Genomic DNA, 25,476 nt, shown 5'->3' with positions numbered 1-25,476 from the left:
CTAGCTGCGCCGGCCCGCATTCTCGAAGAGTTCCGCGGCGACTTCCACCCAGGCTTGGGCACGGGAGTTCAGCCGCGAACTGCGGGGCCAAGCCACCGAAACCGGAACCACGGCGATATTTTCGTCATCGAGTTTCAGCGGCTTGAGCACCACGTTCAGCTCTTCGTAGGGTGCTTCCAGGGCCGGCTGCTGGAACAGCACAGCCACCCCGCGGCCGGTACTGACCAGCGAGCGCACGGTCGCATAGGAACGCGAGCGGTGCCGGATCATCGGTTCCAGCCCGCTGCCCTGGTACAGGCCGAGGATGCGCTGGGTGATCGGCTCGGATTCGAAGAGGACCAACGGCTCGTTCGCGATTTCACGCAATGACACCGAGGGGCTGGCGGCCAGCGGATGCCCGGAAGGCAGCAGTATCTGGGCCTCGGCCATCGCCACGGTGGCCGAACGCAAGGCTGGTGAGATCTCCGATCCGTAGAGGAAGGCGACATCGATGGAACCATCGAGCAGCGCATGCTGCATTTCCTGGTGGAACCCCTCCAGGAAATCGACCTCCACCTTCGGGCATTGCTGGGCAAAGGCACTGAGCATGGGCGGAATGATGATCGGGCCCAGGGGCATGAAGCAGCCAACGGTTAACGGGCCGGCAAGCTCTTCGCGGGTTCCCTGGCCCATGGTTTCCAGATCATGGGCCCGCTCCAGCAGTTCGCGGGCCTGGAGCAGCACGGTCTTGCCGGTCGCGGTCAACGTCAGCCCCTTGGCCCGGCGCTTGATCGCCAGCTCGGCACCGACGATGCGTTCGAGTTCCGCGATGGACATGGAAATTGCCGAAGGCGCCAGATGCAGCCGGCGGGCAGCTTCGGCCATGGTTCCAGCCTCGGCTGCGACAACGAAGTGCCAAAGCTGGCGCAAGGTCAGTTGCGGGTGGGACACAAGATTCATGTCATCAAGCATATTGATGACGGCACGAAACAAAGCAAGTTTTTTAGATTAAGACAGTGGGGCCGCGGCGTTCGCCGATGGCCAGTGGAAGGGTGAATCATGGATCGTCGTGAAGAATTTCTTGAGGCAGCCAAGGAAATCGTTGGCGCAGAAAACGTTGTTTCCTTGGGAGATTCCGAGGGCTACTTGGATCCCTACCCGCTGAACCCGGGCCGTACCCCTTGGCCCGGCATCCGCCCGGCCAGCACCGAGGAAGTGCAGGCCATCGTCAAGCTTGCCACCGAGCACGAGGTACCGTTGTGGACCTTCTCCTGCGGCAAGAACCTGGGCTATGGCGGCCCCGAACCACGCGATACCGGGATGGTGGCGCTGGATTTGAGCCGCATGAACCGCATCATCGCGGTCGATGACCGGCTGTGCTACGCCGTGGTGGAGCCCGGCGTCACCTTCTTCGACCTCTTCGAATACATCAAGGAACGCGGCCTGAAGGTGTGGATGTCGGTTCCGGCGCTGGGCTGGGGCTCGGTGATGGGCAATATGCTCGACCGCGGCTACGGCATGACCCCGCTGGGCGACCACGTGAAGTCCTTGTGCGGCATGGAAGTAGTCATGCCCGATGGCGACCTGGTCCGCACCGGCATGGGAGCGATGGACGGCACCGAGCTGGGCCCGATCTTCCAGGGAGGCTTCGGCCCGACCTTGGATGGGCTGTTCACCCAGTCCAACTACGGTGTGGTTACCCAGGTCGGCCTGTGGCTGATGCCAGCACCGCACACCTACGTCAATGGCGATATCTTCGTCGATAACGAGGCGCACCTGCCGCAGCTGATCGACATCCTCACGGCTCTGCGCCGCGAGGAAATCATCCAGAACAACGCGCTGTGCGGCAACGTCGTCCGCGCCGCGACCATGCGCGGATCCCGTGCCGACTTCTGGGACGGCGAAGGCTCCATTCCGGACTGGCGCCTGGAAGAAATGCGCCAGGAATTCGGTATTGGCCAGTGGAACTGCAAGTTCGCTTTCTACGGCGACCGTGAACTATGCGAACGCCGACTGCAGATCGTCAAGGACCGGATCAGCGTGATCCCCGGTGCCCGCGTTGACGCCCGGTTCTACTCGGGCGAAGAGGGCCTGGCCTTGCAGCATGAGGACATCGCCACCCAGGACCGCACCCAGATGGCAGGCGTCCCGACCTTGAAGCCGCTGTCCACCGTGGGCTGGGCCGCTGAAAACGGCGGACACATCGACGCTGCGCCGATCATCCCGGCTCGTGGCGAACTGGTGGCCGAGTTCTACCAGGAAGCCAAGAAGCTCTACGAGAAGCACGGATTCGACCTGTACATCGGGTACCACCTGTATCCGCGCCATATGGTTCATGTGACGATGATCTTCTTCGAGCGCGGCAACGAAGAGATGCTCACCCGTGCGCGCGCCCTGTACTCCGAGCTGCTCGATGCTGCCCGCGCCCGCGGCTACGCACCGTACCGCAGCCACGTGGACTACATGGACCGCATTGCCGACGGCTTCGATTTCAACGGCAACGCAGCACGCCGCCTGCAGGAGAAAATCAAGGATGCGCTGGATCCAGCGGGCGTCCTGGCCCCGGGCAAGCAGGGCGTCTGGCCTGCACGCTTCCGCGAGGATCGTTCAAGCGTCCAGAGCTAGGCATTGGCGCTTGAGCCGCAACAATCCCCTTGCCGCACCAGCGGCAAGGGGATTTCTTGCCAAGATGCAGGCCGTATCCCGATAATATCCCAGCGGAGCTGGCAGGACAGGGTAGTGGGCGCAATTCGGATAGAACAGGTGGCAACTCGACAAGCGTGACCGCCAATGACGCTCGCAATCCAGTGCCTGCCCCCTATCAAGCAGGAGCAAAGTAGACTGAAAACCAGTGGGACAAGCCAGCGAATGCAACGTATGGCAACGGGAACAACGCCACGCACCAATTGCTCGCCAGCATGGGGCCGAGCCATCCATTCCGGCCCTCGGCACGAATCAAGGTGAGATGAAAGAGCAAGCCGTACAGAGCGAACTGTATATCTTGGTTCCGCACACGGTGACGGACCTCGACGATTTCGTCGCGCATTCCGAAAACTACCTGGTGAGCATGTTCCAGGAGCCTGAACGCGCCGCCGGCATTTGGCGGGATCGATTGAACAGAAACCCGTACGGCAGTGAAGGTTTCCTCTCCCTGTCGTACCACGGGATCGTTTTGATTCCGGGCGAGCTGTGGGGTGAAGTGACGGGAATCTGGTTCGAGTTGATTGAACTTGTCGAGGAGTACCTGCGAACGGGTTCGGCTGAACGGCTGTTTCCAGGCCAGCCCGTACCACTTCGCCTGGAAGCGAGGGGACGGTCGACGCTTTTCACTGTGAACCAGCTGAAGCACCGCGTTGACCCCAGCGACTTCATTCCTGGAATCCTGAATGAAGCCCATCGCTACTTCACTTGGGTTGAAGAAAACATCGGAACCGGCGAAGGCCAGGCTCTCCAAGCCGTAGAATCCTTGCGCTCCAGTTTCTCGAACAGGCGCATTCCCACGCGAAAATCGCGATTCTGACGTCTGAAGCTGGGTTGCCGCGGAGGCGCCGCAAAACAGGCTCGCAGATCCGCCCATCCCGACCCGGGTGCGGACTTGCCGTGAAGGTTCTGGCTACTTGAGCAGCTTGACGTGCGGCAAGCAGGCCAAGCCCACCTCGCCGCCATTTTTCACCGCGCTGAGCGTGGTTTCGTAGTGGGCGCGCAACAGCTGCCCCGCCAAGTCGGCATCGCGATCCAATGCGGCGTTCAGGATGTCGCGGTGCTCCTTATCCAGATCGCGCTTGGCGTCGCGAGTTGCCGGCCCGGCCCAGCGCCCGTAGAGCTGAATCAAATCAGACAGGGTGCGAGTCACCTCGGTGAGCAGCGGAACACCACAGGCCTCTACGAGCTTGTCATGGAAGTTCTGGTGCGCGTGATTCCATGCCGGGGTGTGATTATCCGGGTCTTCGTCCGAACGGCGCGGGGTGCGCTCCAGGGTGTGGTGCGCGGCCATCAGCTCGCTCTCCCACTCCAACGGTGCACGCTCGAAGCCCAGCGAGATCGCCAGCTGCTCGTTGACGCAACGCATCTCCACAATGTCGGTCAGTTCTGCCAGCGACAGCTCGGGGACGAAGAATCCCTTGTTAGGGCGAAGGGTGACTAGCTTGTCCCCCACCAGCCGGGTCAACGCTTCGCGAATGACCGTACTCGAGGTTTCGTAATGCTCAGAAAGATGCGTGAGCTGCAGCCGGGCACCTGGTTCCCAGCGCCCATCCAGGATATCGGTGCGCAGGGTGTCGCGGATGTGCTTTGACATCGTCTCTGAATCGGTGCGTTTCGCCATGACACAAATCATACCAAAGTCGGCAAAGAATACATTTTTAGTTGACTTATGCATAACCAAGAGGTGACACTGGTTACATCACGCGCCTGCCGGCCCTGTCGCGCACGGCCCGAAAAGACTTGCTAGGAGTAACCAATGAGCGAATCACTGATCGAGACCGCCGCCACCAAACAGGTAGATGACCTGTACTGGCGCGCAAACTACTCTGCTATCACCGAAAGCGACGAGCAGCTGCGCAAGATCGTTGCAAGCACCGACCTGCCGCCACTGATGGTGGCCCTGGCCGCGGCAACCGGCGATTACTCGATCCTTCGTGATGAGCTGCGTCCACCGCAGCCGCCGGTTGATACCGTGGGCCAGCCGCACGGCGGCATGGACGCCGCAGCTCAGGAAGCGGCCCGCGAATTGGCCTTCGAAGCACTGCGCCGGATCCGCGATGAAAAAATCATCTCAGTGGAGACCCTGGACGACGAGCAGGCCACCACGATCCTGGACTGGATCACCAACCAGGCCACCACCGATTACCACCAGATGCTCAAGCACGACATGGCATTGGTTCCCGAAGTGAGCGGCGCACCGGCCTTCACCAAGGAACAGGTTGCTCCCACCCGCGACTTCACCGTGGCCGTCATCGGCTCGGGCGTGGCCGGCATGGCTGCCGCCTACCGCCTGAAGCAGGCCGGCCTGGACTACACCGTCTTCGAGAAGGGCCACGAAGTGGGCGGCACCTGGTGGAAGAACACCTACCCGGGCGTGCGCCTCGATACCCCCAACTACGCCTATTCATTCTCCTTCGCGCAGCGCGATGACTGGCCCCAGCAGTTCTCCGAAGGCCCCGAGATCCACAAGTACACCCGCGACGTCGCAGAACGCGGCGGCATCACGCAGAACATCCAGATGGGCACCGAGGTGCTTTCGGCTACCTGGGATGAAGAAGACGGACGCTGGGTGCTGTCCATGATCGTGGACGGCGGCGAAGTCCAGGAACGCCGCTTCAATGCCGTCCTGACCGCCGTCGGCCAGCTGGACCGCCCGAAGTTCCCCGATACCCCGGGCCACGACACGTTCGCCGGCATCCACGTGCATTCGGCCGAATGGAAGCCGGGCATCGATTTGAAGGGCAAGAAGGTTGCCGTCATCGGCACCGGCGCCAGCGCCTACCAGATCGTCCCAGCCATCGTGGACGAGGTCGAAGAGCTCAAGATCTTCCAGCGCTCCTCCCCTTGGATGCTGCCTACCCCGTTCTACTACGAGGACATGCCCGAATCGGTGACCTGGCTAGTCGAGCACCTGCCGCAGTACGGCCAGTGGCTGCGCTTCTGGCAGCACTGGCTGGGCGTCGAGGGCCGCCAGCACACCACCGCCGCGGATCCTAACTGGACCACGGAAGGTTCAGTGTCCGCGGTCAACGAGCGCGTGCGCCAGCAGCTGACCGAGATGCTCAAGGAGCAGTATGCCGATCGCCCGGACCTGCTGGCCAAGGTCACCCCGGACTACATCGTGGGCGGCAAGCGCATGCTGCGCGATAACGGCGTGTGGGCCAAGAGCCTGAAGAAGCCGCAGACCACCCTGGTCACCTCCGGCATGAGCGAAATGACCGAGGCCGGGATCATCGATGGCGACGGCACCCTGCACGAGCTGGACGTCATCATCTACGCCACCGGCTTCCAGGCTTCCGAATTCCTCGAGCCGCTGCGCATCACCGGCCGCGAGGGCAAGGACATCCACGAATACTGGGGCGGCAACGCCACCGCCTATGCCGGCGCCACCGTGCCGGGCTTCCCGAACCTGTTCATCGTTTCCGGACCGAATACCGGGCATGTGGTCAACGGCTCGCTGTTCTCAATGATCGAGTACGGCCTGACCTACATCCTGGATGCACTGAACATTGTGCTGGAGAAGGATCTGAAGGCACTGGACCTGAAGCAGGAGGTGCTCGATGCGTTCGTGGCGGATCTCGATGCCGCCAACGCGCAGAAGGCCTGGGGCCACCCCGAGGTGCACACCTGGTACAAGAACAAGTTCGGCCGCGTCTCGCAGATCTGGCCTTACCCGATCGTCGAGTACTGGAACATCACCCGCGCGGTCGACCAGTCGCAGTACACGGAAATCCGCTAGGCATGGGGGTTTACAGCTACGCGCAGCGCAGCGCCGGGCGCTTCGGCAAGCTCAGTGAAGCCACCGGACTTACCGCAGCGCAGCCGGCAATTTTCCCGCAGACCCCAGGTTCCCTGGATTGGTTGCTAGGTCCTGCACTGCAGGAACTGCCCCAGTCCGAGGATGCTTTCCAGGTTGCAGTCTTTGCTCCGCAGGATGCCAAGGACCTTCCGGTGATGGTTTTCCTTCCCGGCGGCGGCTTCGTTTCCGGCGCCGGCACCGTGCGCTGGTACAACGCGCAGGACTTTGCCGAGAAGCAGAACTGCGTGGTGGCCGTGGTCAACTACCGCATCGGATTGCTGGCCCACAACCAGCAGGTGGGCGGCGGGAATACGCCGCCCGAAGAACTGCTCTTGGCGCTCGAATGGGTACAGCGCAATATTGCTGAACTCGGTGGCAACCCGCAGGAAGTCACCCTGGCAGGCCAGTCCGCAGGTGCCTTCTGGGCCTTCGCATTGGCCCAGCTTGAGGCAGCCCGTGGACTGTTCAACAGGCTCTACGTTGGTTCGCTGTCCTTCCAGCCGCCGATGGGTGAAACCCAGGCGCAGGAACGCAATGCGGTGATGGCCCAAGCGCTTAATGGCACCGCCTTGGCCGAGGCAAGCACCGAGCAGCTATTGGCTGCCGGCACAGCACTGGCCCAGGCTTGGGCCGGGCGCGGCTTGGGCCTCTACCCGAGTGCCGATGAGTCCGTTCCGGCGGATCTTTTTGATACCGCGCGGGCAGTCGAACGCCTGCATGTGAAGCAGCTATTGCTGTCCTACACCGCCGATGAGGCAAGTGCCTTCATTGGCATGGCCCCCGAGCAGGCATTCACCCTCGATAGTGTGCGCGGGTTTATTGCAGGGAACTTCAATGAACCGCAAGAAGTCTTCGACGCACTGATTGCCGCAGAACCGCAAGCAACGGCCAAGTCACTCATGGTTAGGGCGATGAGCCTGCACCAGATTCAACTCTATGCCGTGGAATTGGCCGATGCGGCAGCCGCTGCCGGCATCCAGGTGCAGCTCCTGGGCTTCGAAGTTCGCTCCCCGTTGCCTCACGCTGGTTCGGCCCACTGCTTAGAGCTGCCGTTCCTCTTTGGCAACCGTGAGCGCTGGCAGGATGCCCCGATGCTCGATGGCGTGGCCGATGAGCTCTTCGAGCAAACGGCGAAGGTTCTGGGTGATGCCCTAGGGTCATTTATCCGCCTGGGAACCGCAGCTACCAGCGATAATAACGCTCTTGCGGTGCACCAGACGGGTGCTCAATCGCTGACAGCACTGGATGAAACAGGCCTGATCAAGCGAGAAATTCAGCGTCCGTTCAGCACCAGGCGACCGGTTTTGGCCTAGTCTTTGCGCGCCTATTCTTGCGGACCAGCAGGTCTGCTCGCGCAGGCGCGCGAGTCTTTTTCCGAAAGCACTAGACAATCTAACTTAATGCAAATAATCTAATTATTTAGATCACAATATTTTTATCGGCTACAGAAGGGATCCACCATGGCTTGGGGATTAATCAGGGAAATGGGCCACGTGTCCATCCAGACCAATGACATCGAAGGATCCATCTTCGACGCCACGCAGCTGCTCGGCCTGCGCGTCACCGAACGCACCGGCAACGAGGCCTACCTCGCAGCGAACTCAGTGCACCACGAGCTGACCTACGTCGAGTCCGAAGTCAACGGCATCCACTCCCTGGGCCTGATCGCGCAGAACGGCGACGCGCTGCGCGAGATCCGCAAGCGCGTAGCCAACGAGAACTTCAGAATCGTCTCCGAAACCCCGGTCTCCGCCGGCGTGCAGGACGGCTTCTCGTTCATCGGCCCCGAAGGCTGGATCTTCGAGGTCTACACCGGCATGCAGCACAACGACCGCGGCCTGCTTTCCTTCGGCCCGGACCGCTACGGCCACATCAACTTCCACCCGCGCGACGTGCGCGGCATGATGGAATTTTTGCGCCGGATCTTCGACTTCCGCCTCTCGGATGTCATCGGGGATGACTTCGCCTACTTCATGCGCTGCAACCCGGATCACCACGGCATCGCGCTGATCAAGGGCCAGGGCACCTTCCACCACCATGCCTGGCAGGTCCAGTCGATCGGCGACCTCGCCAAGCTGGGCGACCGTCTGGGCGCGGCCGGCCGCGAACTGATCTGGGGCCCGGTCCGCCACGGCGCCGGCCACAATATCGCCGCCTACTACGTGGAAACCTCCGGCGCGGTCGTGGAGCTCTACACCGATTTGGAGCAGATCTACGACGATGAGCGCGATCCCATTGTCTGGGGCGAAGACGAGAACTGGTGGAACATGTGGTCCAACCGCCGCACCGAGGACTTCCGCACCTTCGGCATTCCCACTGTCACCGAACTGAAAACCTTCATCTAGAACACCCGAAAGGCACCACCATGCAGTACGTATCCTTCAAGGCAGCTGACGGCACCGAAACCTGGGGCGTGTCCATCGACGGCACCGTCTACGATCTGGGCCCCACCGGCAAGAACCTGGCCGCCAATACCCGCGACGCGATCGAAAAGGGCATCTTCGGCACCCAGCTGGACCTGTCCGGCGCGCCAACCATTGCCGAGGCCGAGATCGACTTCCTGCCCTCGGTGACCAACCCGGGCAAGATCATCTGCATCGGCGTGAACTACCTGGCCCACCAGGAAGAGTCGGGCAAGACCGGGCAGACCGCACCGACCGTCTTCACCCGCTTCGCCGACTCGCAGATGGGCCACCTGGCCCCTGCGGTCAAGCCGACTTCCACCACCAAGTTCGACTACGAGGGCGAAATGGCCCTGGTCATCTCCAAGGAAGCCTTCCACGTGGAGAAGGAAGACGCCTGGGACCACATCGCCGGCTACGCCTGCTACAACGACTTCTCGGTGCGCGACTGGCAGAAGGCCGCCAGCCAGTGGATCCCGGGCAAGAACTTCCCGGGCACCGGCAGCTTCGGACCGTACCTGGTTCCCGCAGCCGATCTGGGCGACATCACCACCGCTGTACTGGAAACCCGCGTAAACGGCGAAGTGCGCCAGAACGCCCCGGTATCCAACCTGGTCTTCGACATCCCGACCCTGATCAACTACGTCACCGGCTTCACCCAGCTGAACCCGGGCGACGTGATCGTCACCGGCACCCCGGGCGGAGTGGGCCTGTTCTACGGTCCAGAGGGCCTGATCAACCACGGCGACGTCGTCGAGGTCGAGATCACCGGCCTGGGCATCCTGCGCAACACCGTGGCCGACGAGGCTACGCTGCTGGCTGGCGCACAGGCCACCGCCGGCGCCACCGCCTGACGCGCAGCCGCGCACTGTTAATACACGAAGCACAAAGGAAGTAGCGGGCAGTGGCACAGTCTCATGAAATCGACGTCCTGGTCATCGGCTCGGGTCCCACCGGCCTGACCGCCGCCAACCTGCTGGCAGATACCGGCCTGCAGGTTGCATTGATCGAAAAGAACCCGGGCAGTGGCGATGAGCCACGTGCCATCAGCGCCACCGATGAAACCCTGCGCGTCATGGCGCACCTGGGAATCATGGATGAGCTGGGACCGCAGATGCTCATGGACACCGGTGCCCGCTACTTCGGCCTGGGCGGCAAGGTCATTGCCGACGTTCGCCCCGGCAAACCCCGCCTAGGTCAGCCCGGCAAGAGCCAGTTCGACCAGCCAATCATGGAAGGCCTGCTCTACGAGGCCGCCACACTGCGCCAGAACCTGGGCCTGCACTACGCCACCGCGGCCACCAGGATCGAACAGCATGCCGACCACGTGATCGTGCACGCCACCCGCACCGGCGAAGCCACCACCGGATTCAACGGCTCCAAGGCAGCAGACACCGGGCAGAACCCCTACGCAGTAGCAGAAGGCGAAGAAACCGCCCTCGAGTTCAAAGCCAAATGGGTACTTGCCTGCGACGGCGGTCGCTCCTTCACCCGCCGCGAACTGGGCATCGGCCTGCAGGGTTCCACCCAAACCGAACGCTGGATCGTGGTGGATCTGCTGGATGTGCCCGGCAACCCCGAACCTTTCGCGTCCTTCCACTGCAACGGGCAGCGCCCGGCCGTAGTGGTCCCCGGGGTCGGTGGCCGCCGCCGCTATGAATTCATGCTCTTCGATCACGAAGATGGCGACGCGATGATCACCCCCGAATCCATCACCGCCCTGGTCGCACCATTCCAGGACACCAACGTGGTCTCCGTACGCCGCGCCGCGGTCTACACCGCACACCAGCGCATCGCCGACACCTACCGCAAGGGACGCATCCTGTTGGCCGGCGACGCCGCGCACCTGATGCCGCCCTTCGCCGGGCAGGGGCTGAACGCCGGCATCCGCGACGCCGTGGGTGCTGCTTGGCGCCTGGCCGCGGTCATCAAGGGTGAAGCAAGCGAAGTGCTCATCGATGACTACGAAACCGAGCGTCGCCCGCATGCCGAGGAAATGGTCAAGCTTTCCAAGCGCATCGGCTGGGTAGTGATGAACACCAACCCCGTGATCACCCGCGTGCGCGATGCCGTGGTCACCAGCACCCGCATCATCCCACCGCTGAACCGCTGGCTAACCGGCATGCGCTTCCTCAAGCAGCCTCACTACACCACCGGCACCGTCGCCGCACCGGTTTCCGGGGTTCCACACCTGGCCCAGAACTTTGCCGGTCGCATGCTTCCGCAGCCAAACCTTGAGGTCAATGGCGCCACTGTGATGCTCGACGAGCTGCTGTCGGCCGGCTGGAACACCATTGAGGTGGCTGCCGGATCCCAGCTGGTCTTCACCAATCAGGACGGCGATAGCGTGAGGGCCAAGGACATCAACCGGGTCTTCGATACCGCCACCGGTACCGTACTGCTGGTGCGTCCAGACTACTATGTAGCAGGCATTGCACCAGCACGCGAGGTCGACCAGCTTCTGGAAGCGCTCAGCGCCAAGGCCACCGTGCTGCGCACCTTCGGTGCCGCCAAGCAAGGAACTCGTGGCTAGGCCAGCAGAAGCTGCCCTGTCCGGCATCCGCGAAGCCATCCTTGATGGCGCGTGGATGCCCGGCGAGCGCCTTGCTCCCCCGCATCTGGCCCAGCGTTTTTCCACCAGCACCACCGTTATCCGCGAATCCCTCACCCGGCTTTCCGGTGAGGGTTTGGTGGCGGCGATCCCCAACCGCGGATTTTTCGTACCGGAGCTGAACCTGCAGCAGTTGCAGGATCAGACTGAGCTGCGCTGTGTCACCGAGGAATTGGCGGTCAATCTGGCCATCACCCGCGGGGATCTGGAGTGGGAGTCCGCGCTGATTGCCACGCATTACAGGCTGTCCAAGGCACCGCGCCGGCAACTAGATAACCCGGAGCAGTTCACCCCTGAATGGGGTAAGGCGCACCGCGATTTCCATCAGCTGCTGCTGGCTCCATGCGCCTGCCCGCCGATCCTTGAGCTGTCGGCCAACCTGGCCAATTCCACCTTGCTCTACCGGCGTTGGGCGGCCGCTTCGCAGGGTGCCACGCACCGAAATGTTGAGGCCGAGCATGAGGCCATGCTGCAGGCGGCACTTGATCGGGATGCACCTGCCTTGGCTGCGCGCTTGCGAACCCACTATGAGGCTTCGGCCAAGATTATTCTGGATGCCGGCCTGCTCAAGCTGGATATTTTCTAGCGCCTAGCGCAGGAAGGTTCGGGCCACGCTGAAAGCTGTGCGCTCGGCTAGCTCCATGGTGTTTGCTGAAAGTTCTGCCAGCGTGGCCGGACCTGGCGCAATCGAGTACGCGGCCAGGATTCCCGAGGCCTCCAGCTGCTCATCGGACAGCTGCACCGAACCGGCCACCACGATCACCTCGGCCTGTTCACCGGCAGCCTGCAGCACCCCGGAAACTACCTTGCCGTCCAAGGATTGCGCATCCAGCCGGCCTTCACCGGTGATCACCAGGTCAGCGTCGGCCAGAATTTCATGGGCACCAAGTACCTTGGCCACCAAATCCCAGCCCGGCACCAGCTCCACCTCGAAGTAGGACCCTAGGCTCACCGCAATCCCGCCGGCAGCCCCCATGCCCGGCTGCTCACGCAGTGCCCGGCCGGTATTGGCTTCCAAAACATCGGCCAGTTGCGCCAACCCCTTATCCAGAATCTGGACATCATTTTCACTGGCGCCCTTTTGCGGACCGAAGATCGCAGCCGCACCCTTGGCGCCCAGTAGCGGGTTGGTGACATCGCAGGCGATTTGCCAGTTAACCTGCCCGGCCCGGGCATCCAGCTGCGAAACGTCGATCCGCGACAGCTGGTTCAGTGCCCCGCCCCCTGCGGGAAGCTGCTCCCCGTTGGCGTCCAAGAATTTTGCGCCCAGTGCGCTGAGCAAACCCGTTCCGCCATCGGTGGTTGCTGAACCGCCTAGGCACAGGATGATCCGGGCGACCCCTAGGTCCAGCGCGTGAGATACCAGTGTGCCCAACCCATAGGTAGTGGCATCCAGTGGTTGCCGTGGCACGTCGCTCACCTGCGGCAACCCGGCTGCTTCGGCCGCTTCCACCACCGCGATTTTCCCGTCGGCCGAAAGCCCCAGCCGGGAGGTGACCGGGCGCCCCAAGGCGTCGGTGGTCTCCAGTGCGATCGCCTCGGTCCCCCAGGTGTCGATCAACGCTTCAAGGGTTCCCTCGCCGCCGTCGGCGAAGGGCACCGCGGTAATCTCGACCGCCCGCGCCCGGCTAGCCGCACCCTTGCTGAAGCCTCGTGCCAAGGCCGCAGCTACCCCGCTGGCGCGGGCACTTCCCTTGAAGGAGTCGGGCACAATGGCCACCTTGCAGGGCATCGAATGCTGGGTTGAAGTCATACCCATCAGCCTAGGCACTCTTGAGACCTGCACCTATGGTCTTTTGACTGTAGTTCGAGCGAAGTTCGGGGCCTGCTTATGTGCATTTGTCTGGCTCGCAGATGCTTTTCAAGTGCATCGCTAATAGCTAGCTCTGCCAAAGGAATGGCACAGAAAGCGGCATTAGAGTTTAAAACACCTCTTGTAGGTGCGAGTGATGATCGTAAGGATTCCCGTCGGATATTGCCCGGCGGGAATCTTTCTTTAACCAAGTTCGTGATTAGTCCCGCTGGGAGTCGCGGTACTCCTCGATGGAAGCGTTGAAGCGCTGCAGGTAGCCGGCGAACTGCTCAACGTCCTCAGCCTCCCACTCATTCAGGATTCGATCCAGGGCATGGAGGGTTACTTCGCGGGCATGCTCCAGCTTCGCCAACCCCAGGTCGGTCAGCGTGATCTTACGCGCAATATGGCCATCGGGATCTGCGATGCGTTCTAGGTAGCCATCGTCGATTCCATGGGTTACCTGGCGTTGCAGGGTGGAGTTGTCCAGCCTCAGCCCGTGGCTTAGTTCCGCGATACTCAGCGGACCCTGGGCCTGAATGCGACTCATCAGCAGGTACACGCTGCGATCGACACCACCGAACTGGCGCTGCTGCGCGATGGTGTAGCGGCTGAGCATGAGCTGCTCGTATTCGATCTGTTCCAGATGGCGCTTCATTCCGAACTTCTCCAATGTGTAAAATACATACAGTATGTAGCTTACACATTTATCCCGGAAGGCTCTTGTGCCCACCCCCACCCCCACCGGACATCCGAAATCCGGACTCGCCGTCGGCATCCTCGCCACGGCAGGCATCGCCTCATCGCTCACCCAGACGATGGTTGCCCCACTGATCCCCCAGCTGCCTGGAATCTTCAGCACCTCACCGGATAACACCGCATGGATCATCACCGCGACCCTGCTGGCAGCTGCCGTAGTGATGCCGATTTCCGGTCGTCTCGGTGATATGTTCGGCAAACGCCGAATGATCCTGATCCTGGCCATCCCGCTGATCCTCGGTGGAATCATCTGTGCCCTGGCACCAAATGTCACCCTCATGATCATCGGCCGGGCCTTGCAAGGCTTTGGTTCAGGCATGATTCCTCTGGGTATCGCAATGTTGCGCGACCTCGTGGATAAGGCGCATCTGCCGGCAGCCATCGCCACGGTTTCAGCCACCCTTGGTGTGGGCGGTGCGATCGGCCTGCCGCTCTCCGCAGCGCTGATCGAGTTCTCTTCCTGGCGCGTGCTGTTCTTCTTCGGTTCGGCGATTACCGTTGTGGTGGCCGCACTGATCTTGAAGTTCATTCCGGCAATTCCAACCATCGGCGCGAAAACCCGCTTCGATTGGCTTGGTGCCATCGGCCTGGCCATCGGCTTGATCGCCCTGATGCTCGGCGTTTCCAAGGGCTCCACCTGGGGCTGGGCTTCCCCGCTGGTACTGAGCCTGCTGATCGGCGCGGTCATCGTCTTCCTGCTGTGGGGAGTATGGGAACTACGCACCAGTGCACCGCTGGTGGACCTGCGCACCGCCGCAATACCCCGGGTGCTGTTGACCAATATCGCCTCGATCTTCGTGGGCTTCGGCATGTATTCCAGCTCGCTGGTGATGCCGCAGATCCTGCAGATGCCTACCGAGGCAGGCTACGGACTGGGGCAGGGCGTACTGGCCGCCGGCCTCTGGATGGCTCCAGCCGGCCTGATGATGCTCTTCCTCTCCCCTGTGGGCGGTCGACTGACCAGCGCCAAGGGCCCAAAGTTCACCCTGGTGCTGGGTATTTTCATCATGTCCGCTGGCTACGCGGTAGGCCAGATTGGCATGGGCAGCCTCTGGGGCCTGCTGATCACCAGCCTGGTCATCAACTCTGGCGTGGCCCTGGCCTACGGCGCAATGCCAGCCATCATCATGGGCGCAGTGCCACGCAGCGAAACCGGTGCCGCCAACGGCTTCAACACCCTGATGCGTTCGCTGGGTACCACCTCGGGTGCGGCAGTGATTGGCCTGGTTTTGGCCCAGATGACCACCGACTTCCACGGCACGGTGCTGCCCTCCGAAGCCGGGTTCCACATGACCCTGTGGCTCGGTGCGGGAATCTCCTTGCTGGCGGGGTTGATCGCCCTGTGCATCCCGGCACTGGCGAAGCCCGCCCCGGAGAAGATCTAGTTCACCTCCAGGGATCCATGGCCTACGCGCAGTGCATGCTTACCGCATCCACAGAATGCCAACTTAGAGTATTAAGTACCTCATGAAGGTGCGAGTGATGACGTAGAAACTGGCACTGTCGGTCTTGCGACAGTGCCAGTTTCTGTATCCAAAACCTTTTTGCTCGTGTCCAGCAGTCCGCCGGCCCTGCGGTCCGCCCTCATGGAGTTGAAGCAATTCCCCAAACCTGCAGTTGGCGCTCAGCGCCGGCATAGCTTTGCACCCTACAGTGGTAAATACCTCATGAAGGTGCGAGTGATGATCGAGTAACCCCGGCAAAGCAATTCGCCGGGGTTACGATTTTAACCGGCCGGCGGATAGTCGGGTAGTTGGGTGCCCACTTTAAGTGAGTTGCCCTACAGAGCTACTCGCCCTTTATTGAACAGATTGGATCAACGGCCCGCCCTCTGGCCTCAATAGCGCCTCGCCCTTGTTCCACCTCGGAGGCACTACTTACCATGACGATACCCCACGTTCGGCAAACACTTGTTCCGGTCGATCGCAGCTCGCTCACCTGCAACTTTTGGCTCCGCTCACACACGCTTTCATGGATGGACATATCGAAAAGGGTATACATTTTGGCATTGAAAGTCGTTCGTGAATCTAACCCCGATTCGCCCCCCGGGGCTATCATGTCCTGAATTTCTCAATACTTTTATCCGCGGTCCTCGGCAACAGCCTGGTCCGTCCACAAGTCTTACGATCTAGGTGCCATCTGCGACCTGATTTAGTGACCCCGATGTGAATCGGTCGGCTGAGGGGCTAAGTCGAGCCTGTCCTATATGCATTAACGTCGGGCTTAAAACCATCCGGAGTGACTGAATTGTGACTATTAATTTCGCTTGACTCCTATATCGCAGCTCCGGCTGACGGTTATGGGCTCCTTGTAAGCAGAACCTTATGTCTAACCATCGAGAAATACGAAGGCGCGGCCCAAGATCTCGTAACCAACGGCATCGACCGTGCGAAGGAGAATTTGGGCATCATGATTACGGCATGGAAGGAGAGTTGCGATCAGGGCTACCAGGGGTATCAGAATGGCCAAAGTTCCTAATAACCGCACCCCGCGGCCGTGGAACCTAAATTCCATGTGCGGACTTGGACCAATGGTAGATTCTCGAAAATCGGTTACACTACTATCGATAATAAAAACGTCCCATTCATATCTAAATTTTTAATATTCAACTTAGACCATAATGATGAAATTTTCCTTTGTCGCATTACCCCTTGCATTGTCTTTGGTGACTGTATCGCCAGGGACGGCGCAAGCTGTTGAAACTCCGGTTGGCGAAACCTACACGTTGCAGCAGTCCTCGGAATACGCCCTTTCAACGAAAGATTTTTTCTCCGAAAAGACCTCTGCAGAATCCAACTACATTGAAGCGGCATCACCTGCCGAAGCAGTAGCCAAAATGAACATGATGGATGAACTGCATCAAGCGGGATTCAACGTGGGGACCATGGCAAAGGTTAACTATGGGCCTCGCAAGATCGTGGCCGAAGGTTTTCACACCAGAAAATCCGGGAAGTAGGAGACGGGTGGCTTCAAATCCACTACCTATTGCACCAAGAAAGTCACTGCGATCCACCATTCTTCCCAGGCACGTTTTAAGCGGCTTGCGTGGTGGGTCAAGGGTGGTCGCGCGATTGGCCAGCCAGCCCAAAAGATAAAAGCTGGTAAACATAATGGCACCTACTACCCGACTGTCTTCCAGCAGACAAATCACGCGCTGACATGTAAATCTGCAAAAACGTCCACTTGGTCAGGTCGCACCCTCGGAACAATTGTCTACAATGGCAAGACTTACTATGCTGATGCTTATGCTCCTGCGCAGAAGGGGGTTCGATGCCGCCTCTAAGCAATATCCTGACAAAAATCAAGAATCGTCTTAGATCGAAATATTCAGAGGAACTGATGGTTTTCGTTGTCTACGGTAAACAACCCAGCCCGTTTCCAGATCTAGAACACATAGAGCCAATAATTGCGATCGTGGCCAGTGAGCGTGAATGCTATGAGATTCAGGAAAAGTACCCAGAAACTCAAGTCAGCTGGGAAGCTCGGAAGGTCCAGAATACTGAAGGCATGGAACTGACAGGGGGCGGCATTCTGTATCTCACGCATACTACTTTATTGCCGTACGACGAGGATGGCGATGGGAATCCAATCTTCGGAATCATGGAGTCCCCACAGCCTACAGGCCTATATTGCAGTCGGGACACCGCTGAGCAAGAAGCACCGGGTCAATATCTGCACAGAGTCAGCCTCGGTGAAATAAACCTTCGCGGTGTCGGCGAGCTTTTGTGATAAGCATCCAGTTCCTTACAGTTCCTTACGCCAGTATGTGAAGTTGCCAAACGTGAAAAGGGGGCAAACCAGGCGTGGCTTCTCAGCGTGATGATGGCCGCACCAAAGGAGACAGGTTGACCCGTATGCAACCGGCTGTCAGACCAGCAGACGAGCCATCGAGCCTACAATTCAATATTGTGATTCAGACACTGCATTTGGCCTCCGGTCATGTGGCATGCCGATGGAGGCCATACGATCTGGTTCAGCAGTTAAATAAGTCGGCTGTGCCTACCGTGCGCTTCAATTTCTCCGACTCAGACCCACAGCAGGGTTGTGACGGCAGTTTTGATATTCACCCCTCACCGGCACCAAAGTAACGATTCGCAGGACCGCGCAGCACTGATGAAATCCGTGCGAACAAAGTACCGACCTTCCTCCATGTGGATTCGAGCATGCACCGCTCGTCACCACGAAACTTCGACAGCGGAATGGAAATCTCGTCGATAGGAACATTCAGTAGTCGTAACCACAACCCACCGTGGATTGATTGGCTCCGCAGCGTAATTTGGCAGGAAACGGTGCTTTCTCAGTAAAGACCTCGTGGAGAGTACCAGGCCTGGGCTCTGACTGTTGAGCAATCTGTTCATTCTCCCAACCGGCGAGCGCGTACCTCCCGGATGACGGTCAGCGCCTGCGTCCGATCTGCAGCCCTGAGCCCAATCGGGCATAGGTGCGATAACGTAGACGGGTTCCCAATTTCCCTTCCCTGGGACATCTGACGAAACGGAGCCCCGGTGAGTACCGCGACCGCTGAACTGACGCCCCTGCAACGACAGTCGGTGCTACGCACCCTGAAGTCCCCGCGATTGCTCAAGACAGAGCTGCTCGCCGGCCTGGTAGTCTCCCTGGCACTGATCCCCGAGGTCATCGCCTTCACCGTGATCGCCGGAGTCGACCCGCGCGTGGGCATCTTCGCGTCCTTCACGATGTCGGTGGTCATCGCGATCACTGGCGGGCGCCCGGCGATGATTTCGGCAGCTGCCGGCGCGGTGGCTCTGGTGGTCGCCCCGCTGGTTCGTACCCACGGGGTGGAATACCTCTTCGCCACGGTGGTCCTGGCCGGCATCATCCAGGTATCGCTGGCGCTGCTGGGCGTGGCCAAGCTGCTGCGCTTCATCCCGCGCCAGGTGATGATCGGCTTCGTCAACGGCCTGGCCATCTCGATTTTCTGGGCGCAGATGCCCGAGCTGCGCAATGTCCCGTGGATGGTCTACCCGCTGGTGATCCTGGGCGTGGCCATCGTCTGCTTCTTCCCGAAGATCACCAAGGCGGTTCCGGCTCCGCTGATCGCCATCGTGGTGCTCACCGCGATCACCATCTTTGCCAAGGTCGCCGTTCCGACCGTGGGCGACAAGGGCGAACTGCCTGATTCTCTGCCGATCTTCCACCTGCCCGGGGTGCCGCTGGACATGGAGACCCTGCAGATCATCGCGCCCTACGCGATCGCGGTGGCCTTCGTGGGGCTGCTCGAATCGCTGCTGACCGCCAAGCTGGTCGATGACATCACCGACACCCCGTCGAGCAAGACCCGCGAGTCCTGGGCACAGGGCACCGCGAATATCGTCACCGGCTTCTTCGGCGGCATCTGCGGCTGCGCGATGATCGGCCAGACCATGGTGGGCGTGAAGGTCTCCGGCGGGCGCACCCGCATCTCCACCGCCTTCGCCGGCATCTTCATGCTGCTGCTGGCGGTGCTGCTCGGCGACATTGTCGCGCAGATTCCGATGGCGGCCCTGGTGGCGGTGATGATCGTGGTTTCGGCGACCACCTTCGACTGGCACTCCATCCGACCGAGCACGCTGAAGATGATGCCCAAGAGCGAAACCTTCGTCATGGCCATCACCGTGGCGCTCACCGTGATCACCAGCAACCTGGCCATCGGCGTGGGGGCGGGCATCCTCTCGGCGATGGTGCTTTTCGCCAATCGCGTGGCGCATATGGTCACCGTGGATCGCAGCGCAACCCCGGATGCCGCCGTGTACAAGGTCAACGGCGAACTGTTCTTCGCCTCCTCGAACGACCTGTACACCCAGTTCGACTACGCGCAGGACCCCGAGAAGGTCATCATCGACATGTCCGATTCGCACCTGTGGGACGCCTCGACCATCGCCGCCCTGGATTCGATCCGCACCAAGTACCAGAACTACGGGAAAACCGTGGAAATCCGCGGCCTGAACGAGGCCAGCCAGACGATGCAGGACCGCCTGGGCGGGAAGCTGAACTAGGGCACGGAGCTCAGCTTCCCTCCGCGCTCTTTCCGCGTTCGGCCGTCCGCAGGCGCTTGGAGGAGTACATGTCCCGGTCGGCACGGAGAATCATCGTGCTCAAGTTGTCATCCGTGCGGGCTTCTGCCGTTCCGAAGCTCCACGCCAGCGGCGATGTAAGCTCGATGCGCTCCATCAGCACCTGAGCCTGGCCACGGGTCGTATTAGGGAAAACCAGCACGAATTCATCGCCGCCCAAGCGGCTGACCAGGTCCCCGGCCCGCGTGGCACTGCGCAGATGCCGCACCAGTTGCTTCAAGGCAAGATCCCCGGCTTCGTGGCCGCCTTGGTCGTTGATCTCCTTGAATCCGTCCAGGTCCAGCAGCGCCACAGCCAGGGGCCTGCGGTATTTCCGGGAGGAGAGCAAGGCGGCATCGCCGCGCACGGCCAGCCCGACGCGGTTCAAGGCCCCGGTCAATGCGTCGATCTGGGTTTGCTGGCGGAACCGGCGCTTGACGTAGAGGCCGACGAACATCCCGGCGACGGTGAAGAAGACCAAGCTCAGCACGTTCAACAGCCCGCTTTGGTGCTCGGTGCCCACAGCAGGGCCGAAGAACACCGAGTAGGGAATCGTGAAAGCCATGATCGGGTAGATGGTCCACCGGGTGACGGCCGGGGGAAAGAGCCACGACATGTACAGTGCGATGAGCGGAAATTCCTGGAGCCTGAAGACGATCTGCTCATGGTTTAGCGAAAAACCCACGAAGACCACGAAGGCCGACAGTTCGGCCAGGGCCCCGAGATAGGCGATCCACAACGGAAAACGATCCAGCATCCACCACACGGCGATCACCAGCCCCAGCGCCCCGGCAACCCTGGCTACCGCCAGCTTCTGGAAGAGCGGAGAGCTGAAATCATTGCCCAGGTTGACCACATAGAAAAGCAGCAGGAAAACTGCCACCATCCCTGTGACAGCCACTTCCAATCGCTTGATGCGGCGGAGCCTGGCTGGCAGGAACCGGCTCCACCAAATTCCGTCGTCGTTTGACCGCCGATCCATTGTCCTCGGCATGCCATCACCCGCTTTCTCTTTAATTCATCTTAACCGCGTGATCCCGGCCAGTGGCGCGGTAAGATCTCATTCGTAGCAACAGCCTAATCAGCAATCAAGTTGCCAGCCCATACCGCCAGGTTAGGTAGTCCATGAAGTTCGTATTCCAGCCATTGATCAACCTGCGTTCCACAACGCTGCTGGGTTTCGAGGCACTGGCGCGCTTCAGCGACGGGCGCAGCCCTGACGAGCATTTCTCCGCGGCCCGGACCGAAGGCAACCTGGTAGAACTTGAGCTTCGCGCTCTGGAGCGCATTGTCGAATCCAGCCAAGGCCTGCCCGACGGGCTGCTGCTCACCATGAATGCTTCGGGTCCAGCGATCAGGGCGTTCGCGCACTCAGAGCCGGCACTCGATCCCCGGCTGCTCTGGGGCCTGGAACTGCACGAGCAGTCCGCGCCGGAAGTTTGCGATGCCGCCCGCATCCATGCAGATGAGCTCGGCTGCCTGCTGCTGGTTGACGATGCCGGCATCGGCTATGCAACGCGGGGGCGCATCCTCCGGCTGAAGCCGCACATTGTGAAGCTGGACCGTTCGCTTTTCATCCGCTACCTGGCATCGACGCAGGCTCGCGAACACGTTGGCATCCTGCTGGCCGCTGCCCGCGAGATCGGTGCCAGAACTCTGGTCGAGGGGATCGAAACCGGTGAACATCTGGATCTGGCCCGGAAGCTGGACTTCGACTATGCGCAGGGCTTCTATTTCAGCCCGGGCATAGAGCTTGCGGGGTTGCCAGCTGCGATGCATGAGCTACACGGACGCCTCGGGATCGATATTCCGGGTTTCTGAGCGCCGTTCCCGTCCCCGCGAGCTGCGGATCCGGATCACCGGCAGCAGCTTGGCCAGTCCCAGGACCAGATAGAGCACGGTGTTGATCGCGACGAACGAAGCGAGCACCGCGAACCAATCACTGAGCAGAACGCTCTCGGGAAGAATGATTCCATGTGGAATCTGGACGAGGTGGTTCATCATGAGGTGCTTTCCTTACGTGCGGCGCCCGCGTGGTCGACGTGCTTCCAATCCGCGCTCCGGGCAAACGCGATATCCCCTACGCCCTTGAGGAACGCAAGGTCCAGGAAGGCGTCATAGACCAATTCCGGAATCACCAGCGCGGCGATAATCCTGGCTTTCCAGCCGCCGTGCCAGACCGTGACCACGCGCTCGACAGCGAAGAGCGCTCCAAGCAGCATCCAGAAGGGGAACCACACCCAGTTGTCCATGGAGACCAGCATGATGATCATCAGCGCGAAATAGCTGAACAGCGCGATCACGCCGTAGCCGATGCCGATCTGCTGGGCCCAGTACCGCGTGGTCTGCGGGGTGACTCCGTACGCGCCCAGGTTCTCCAAGGCGCCGCGCTGCCAGCGCAGCCGCTGCGCCCACAGCATCTTCCAGTTGGGCATCAGCTCGGTGACCACCGTGCAGTCCTGCGGCGATGTGGTCAGCGCGCCGAGGGTTTTCAGCGCGATGGTCAGTTCGTTGTCTTCGGTCAGAGCCTCCGTGTCGTAGACCTCGCCGCAGGTGCCCGGCAGCATGCTCCCGCGTGCCGCAGCCACTTCGCGCAGGGCCGTCGCGCGGAATACCGAGGCCGTTCCGGTCAGCACGAAGACCCGGCCGTCGCGACGGCCGATTTCGCGTTGGTAGCGGGTGTACTCATTGCGCTGGAACTGGCCGATCAGCCCATGGCCCTCTTCTCCGTGGAACAGCCCGCCCACGGACATCAGCGCGCGGTCCCAGGTGAAGCGGTCCCGGGCGGTTGCCAGGAAGTCCGCGCCGATCTGGCTGTCGGCATCCATCACCATGACGCAGTCGTTATCGCCCATCCCGGGCAGGATGGAGTGCAGCGCCTGGTTCAGCGCGCCGCCCTTCTTGTGCTTGTTCTCCACCGATTCGAACACCTCGACCCCGTGCTCGCGGGCAACTTGCACGGTCCGGTCGGTGCAGTTGTCGGCAACCACGATGATGCTCGAGGGGGCAAAGCTCTGCTCTTCCAGTGCTTTCAGGGTGTACGGCAGGGAGGCTTCTTCATTGTGCGCCGGGATCAGCACGGTCACGGTCACCGGCCCGGCGTAGATGCCCCGCGTCCGGGCCATCACCGCCTTGGGCGCCAGCGGCCGGCTCGATTTCTGGATCGGCGTCCGGCGATAGCGCCAGGTGACAAAGCGTTCGCCCAGGACCACCAGCAGCACCAGGAAGACTGCTGCGGCGACGGCGAAAGCGAGGATGGACAGATCCGGCAGCTCGGTGCTGTAGAAAGTAGTCCAGAGTTTTCCGATATGGACCTCGATCGGGTTCCACATCAGCGCAGGCTTCCCGCTCATGCTCAACGCCCAGGCCAAGAGCGAGGCCGCGAGAACGACGATCAAAATGACAGCGATGCCCACTAAGCGGCTGAAATGTTTCTGCAAGTACACGCCCCATTCACGTTCGGATTCCTTGGCAACCCCTGGCCTGGACCTGATCTGGATCAGCGAATCATGCCAGGCTTGCCCAAGGCAAGCTACTTGGAAAACTAGCAGTCGGAAAAATCATCGACGCAGTATTTATGTCCAAGGTCACCTCCACCCAAAGCAACGCTGTGCCTTGCGCCCCTGCCTGGTGGCATTTGGCTACAGTTCGAGCACTTTCGCCGCATCCTCGCGCAGCTGGTTCTTGCGGATCTTCCCGGTGACGGTGGTCGGGAAATCCTGCAGGATCTGCACGTAGGCGGGGATCTTGTAATGCGCCAGATGCCCGGTGCAGTATTCGCCGATGGCCGCGACGTCCAGGGGTTCGCGGCCGTCCCTCATGCGGATGCAGGCGCAGATCGCCTCGCCGTACTTCTCATCGGGCACCCCGATCACCTGCACGTCCTCGATATCCGGATGCTTGTAGAGGAATTCCTCGATTTCCGCCGGGTAGATGTTCTCCCCGCCGCGGATCACCATGTCCTTGATGCGGCCCACGATGGTGCAGTACCCGTCCTCGCGCATCACCGCCAAGTCGCCGGTGTGCATCCAGCCCTCGTCGTCGATGGCCGCCCGGGTCTTGTCTTCGTCGTTCCAGTAGCCGAGCATCACCGAGTAGCCGCGGGTGCAGTATTCGCCGGTTTCCCCGCGCTGCAGGGTTTCGCCGCTCACCGGGTCCACCACCTTGATTTCCACATGCGGGTGCACCCGGCCGATGGTGGAGGTGCGGCGCTCGATATCGTCGTCGCTGCGGGTCTGGCAGGAGACCGGCGAGGTCTCGGTCATGCCGTAGGCAATGGACACCCCGTCCATGCCCATCTCGTCGATGCAGCGGCGCATCACCTCGACCGGGCAGATGGATCCGGCCATGATGCCGGTGCGCAGCGACGAGAGGTCGAAGTCCTTGAAATTGGGGAGGTTCTGCATGGCGATGAACATCGTGGGCACCCCGTACAGGCCCGTGCACTTCTCCTCCACCACTACCCTCAGCGTGGTTTCGGCATCGAAGCCCGGGGCCGGGATGACGATGGTCGCGCCCCGGGAGGTGCAGCCCAGGTTGCCCATCACCATGCCGAAGCAGTGGTAGAACGGCACCGGGATGCACAGCCGGTCATGCTCGTCCAGGTCGATCATGCCGGTGACCTGGTAGCCGTTATTCAGGATGTTGCGGTGGCTGAGCACCGCGCCCTTGGGGTAGCCGGTGGTGCCCGAGGTGTACTGGATGTTGATCGGATCCCCGGGCTTGGTGGCCGCCAGATGCCCGGCCAGCTCCTCGTCGCTGACCTGCTCGCCCTCGGCCAGCAATTGCGCGAAGTCCCCGGTGTCCACGTAGACCACGCGTTCGAGGCTCGGGGTGTCGGCGCGGGTCGCCTCCACCATCGAACGGTAGTTGCTGGTCTTGAATTCGGAGACCGCCAGCAGCAGGCGCACCCCGGAGTGGTTGACCGCGTAGGCGTATTCGTGGGTGCGGTAGGCAGGGTTGACGTTGACCAGGATGACGCCGATCTTCGCGGTGGCGTATTGCGCGAATACCCATTCCGCGCAGTTAGGCGCCCAGATGCCCACCCGGTCTCCCGCCTCCAGGCCGGCGGCCAGCAGGCCCTTGGCCAGGGCGTTGATCTGCGCATCCAGGTCATTCCATGACCAACGCCGTCCGCTGGCCGCTTCGACCAGTGCTTCTGCCGGGCCGAAGCGGGCTGCGGTGCGTTCGAAGTTGGCTCCGATCGTCTCTTCGATCAGCTGCGGTCCGCTCTCGCCCTGGGCATAAGCCTTCATCTGCGTACCCCTTCATGGATCGCCTCGTCGAAATCTGCGCGGACACGAAACATGTGCCCAGCGTCACATTCACACCCTAGCCGCGAGCTGTCCCGCTGCCAAGCGCCAGGAAGGAGCCACGCT

General features: G+C 61.2%; 21 protein-coding genes. 13 read left to right on the top strand and 8 right to left on the bottom strand.

What is annotated here, in order from left to right:
- Window positions 1-939, bottom strand: a complete 939-nt coding sequence (locus tag ACNPM8_RS04405; protein WP_166650760.1) for a LysR substrate-binding domain-containing protein — start codon at window positions 937-939, stop codon at window positions 1-3.
- Window positions 940-1,038: 99 nt separating this feature from the next.
- Here ACNPM8_RS04405 and ACNPM8_RS04400 point away from each other — a divergent pair, with 99 nt between their 5' ends.
- Entirely contained in the window at window positions 1,039-2,604 is a 1,566-nt protein-coding gene (locus tag ACNPM8_RS04400) for an FAD-binding oxidoreductase (RefSeq protein WP_448939358.1), read from the top strand.
- Between the two features lie 226 nt (window positions 2,605-2,830).
- Window positions 2,831-3,499 (top strand): hypothetical protein, encoded by a 669-nt coding sequence (locus ACNPM8_RS04395; protein WP_448939357.1) that lies wholly within the window; start codon window positions 2,831-2,833, stop codon window positions 3,497-3,499.
- Window positions 3,500-3,592: 93 nt separating this feature from the next.
- Here the strand turns inward: ACNPM8_RS04395 and ACNPM8_RS04390 are convergent, their stop codons facing one another.
- Window positions 3,593-4,303 (bottom strand): GntR family transcriptional regulator, encoded by a 711-nt coding sequence (locus ACNPM8_RS04390; RefSeq protein WP_181148781.1) that lies wholly within the window; start codon window positions 4,301-4,303, stop codon window positions 3,593-3,595.
- Between the two features lie 135 nt (window positions 4,304-4,438).
- On the opposite strand from ACNPM8_RS04390, the gene ACNPM8_RS04385 reads away from it, so the two are divergent.
- From ACNPM8_RS04385 to ACNPM8_RS04360, 6 genes are all read left to right on the top strand, one after another.
- Complete coding sequence (locus ACNPM8_RS04385; RefSeq protein ID WP_448939356.1) at window positions 4,439-6,421, top strand: flavin-containing monooxygenase; 1,983 nt, start codon at window positions 4,439-4,441, stop codon at window positions 6,419-6,421.
- A gap of 2 nt (window positions 6,422-6,423) precedes the next feature.
- Window positions 6,424-7,794 carry a carboxylesterase family protein gene (locus ACNPM8_RS04380; protein WP_448939355.1) on the top strand — a complete coding sequence of 457 codons (1,371 nt, stop codon included), beginning with the start codon at window positions 6,424-6,426 and terminating at the stop codon, window positions 7,792-7,794.
- Window positions 7,795-7,941: 147 nt separating this feature from the next.
- A complete protein-coding gene (locus ACNPM8_RS04375; protein WP_105656469.1) occupies window positions 7,942-8,826 on the top strand; it encodes a VOC family protein in 885 nt (294 codons plus the stop codon).
- A gap of 20 nt (window positions 8,827-8,846) precedes the next feature.
- On the top strand, window positions 8,847-9,737 hold the full coding sequence (locus tag ACNPM8_RS04370) for a fumarylacetoacetate hydrolase family protein (RefSeq protein ID WP_426735963.1): 891 nt from the start codon (window positions 8,847-8,849) through the stop codon (window positions 9,735-9,737).
- A 50-nt stretch (window positions 9,738-9,787) separates the two neighbouring features.
- A complete protein-coding gene (locus tag ACNPM8_RS04365; RefSeq protein ID WP_133833887.1) occupies window positions 9,788-11,416 on the top strand; it encodes an FAD-dependent monooxygenase in 1,629 nt (542 codons plus the stop codon).
- A complete protein-coding gene (locus tag ACNPM8_RS04360; RefSeq protein WP_448939354.1) occupies window positions 11,409-12,080 on the top strand; it encodes a GntR family transcriptional regulator in 672 nt (223 codons plus the stop codon). The genes ACNPM8_RS04365 and ACNPM8_RS04360 overlap by 8 nt, the downstream gene beginning before the upstream one ends.
- Before the next feature lie 3 nt (window positions 12,081-12,083).
- On the opposite strand, the gene ACNPM8_RS04355 is transcribed toward ACNPM8_RS04360, so the two are convergent.
- Entirely contained in the window at window positions 12,084-13,247 is a 1,164-nt protein-coding gene (locus tag ACNPM8_RS04355) for a glycerate kinase (protein WP_448939353.1), read from the bottom strand.
- Window positions 13,248-13,506: 259 nt separating this feature from the next.
- On the bottom strand, window positions 13,507-13,944 hold the full coding sequence (locus ACNPM8_RS04350; protein ID WP_105656474.1) for a MarR family winged helix-turn-helix transcriptional regulator: 438 nt from the start codon (window positions 13,942-13,944) through the stop codon (window positions 13,507-13,509).
- Between the two features lie 67 nt (window positions 13,945-14,011).
- Between ACNPM8_RS04350 and ACNPM8_RS04345 the strand changes: the two genes are divergently transcribed.
- From ACNPM8_RS04345 to ACNPM8_RS04330, 4 genes are all read left to right on the top strand, one after another.
- Complete coding sequence (locus tag ACNPM8_RS04345; protein WP_448939352.1) at window positions 14,012-15,430, top strand: MFS transporter; 1,419 nt, start codon at window positions 14,012-14,014, stop codon at window positions 15,428-15,430.
- Window positions 15,431-16,665: 1,235 nt separating this feature from the next.
- Window positions 16,666-17,001, top strand: a complete 336-nt coding sequence (locus tag ACNPM8_RS04340; RefSeq protein WP_448939351.1) for a hypothetical protein — start codon at window positions 16,666-16,668, stop codon at window positions 16,999-17,001.
- 314 nt (window positions 17,002-17,315) lie between these two features.
- Window positions 17,316-17,774 carry a hypothetical protein gene (locus ACNPM8_RS04335; RefSeq protein ID WP_133833883.1) on the top strand — a complete coding sequence of 153 codons (459 nt, stop codon included), beginning with the start codon at window positions 17,316-17,318 and terminating at the stop codon, window positions 17,772-17,774.
- A gap of 776 nt (window positions 17,775-18,550) precedes the next feature.
- Complete coding sequence (locus ACNPM8_RS04330; RefSeq protein WP_426735956.1) at window positions 18,551-20,041, top strand: SulP family inorganic anion transporter; 1,491 nt, start codon at window positions 18,551-18,553, stop codon at window positions 20,039-20,041.
- Between the two features lie 10 nt (window positions 20,042-20,051).
- Here ACNPM8_RS04330 and ACNPM8_RS04325 read toward each other — a convergent pair whose 3' ends face one another.
- Window positions 20,052-20,999 (bottom strand): GGDEF domain-containing protein, encoded by a 948-nt coding sequence (locus ACNPM8_RS04325; RefSeq protein WP_166650757.1) that lies wholly within the window; start codon window positions 20,997-20,999, stop codon window positions 20,052-20,054.
- A gap of 224 nt (window positions 21,000-21,223) precedes the next feature.
- Here ACNPM8_RS04325 and ACNPM8_RS04320 point away from each other — a divergent pair, with 224 nt between their 5' ends.
- Window positions 21,224-21,919, top strand: coding sequence for an EAL domain-containing protein (locus ACNPM8_RS04320; protein ID WP_402741424.1), 696 nt, complete (start codon window positions 21,224-21,226; stop codon window positions 21,917-21,919).
- Here the strand turns inward: ACNPM8_RS04320 and ACNPM8_RS04315 are convergent.
- From ACNPM8_RS04315 to ACNPM8_RS04305, 3 genes are all read right to left on the bottom strand, one after another.
- Window positions 21,881-22,102: a hypothetical protein gene (locus tag ACNPM8_RS04315; protein WP_286134077.1), complete on the bottom strand. Its 222-nt coding sequence runs from the start codon at window positions 22,100-22,102 to the stop codon at window positions 21,881-21,883. The two genes, ACNPM8_RS04320 and ACNPM8_RS04315, sit on opposite strands and share 39 nt — an antisense overlap.
- Window positions 22,099-23,514, bottom strand: coding sequence for a glycosyltransferase family 2 protein (locus tag ACNPM8_RS04310; protein WP_448939350.1), 1,416 nt, complete (start codon window positions 23,512-23,514; stop codon window positions 22,099-22,101). Before ACNPM8_RS04310 ends, ACNPM8_RS04315 begins: the two co-directional genes overlap by 4 nt.
- 225 nt (window positions 23,515-23,739) lie before the next feature.
- Complete coding sequence (locus tag ACNPM8_RS04305) at window positions 23,740-25,353, bottom strand: AMP-binding protein (protein ID WP_448939349.1); 1,614 nt, start codon at window positions 25,351-25,353, stop codon at window positions 23,740-23,742.
- Between the last annotated feature and the right edge of the window lie 123 nt (window positions 25,354-25,476).

The sequence above is a fragment of the Glutamicibacter sp. AGC46 genome, assembly GCF_053543715.1.
This window is presented reverse-complemented; position numbering and strand designations above follow the sequence as displayed.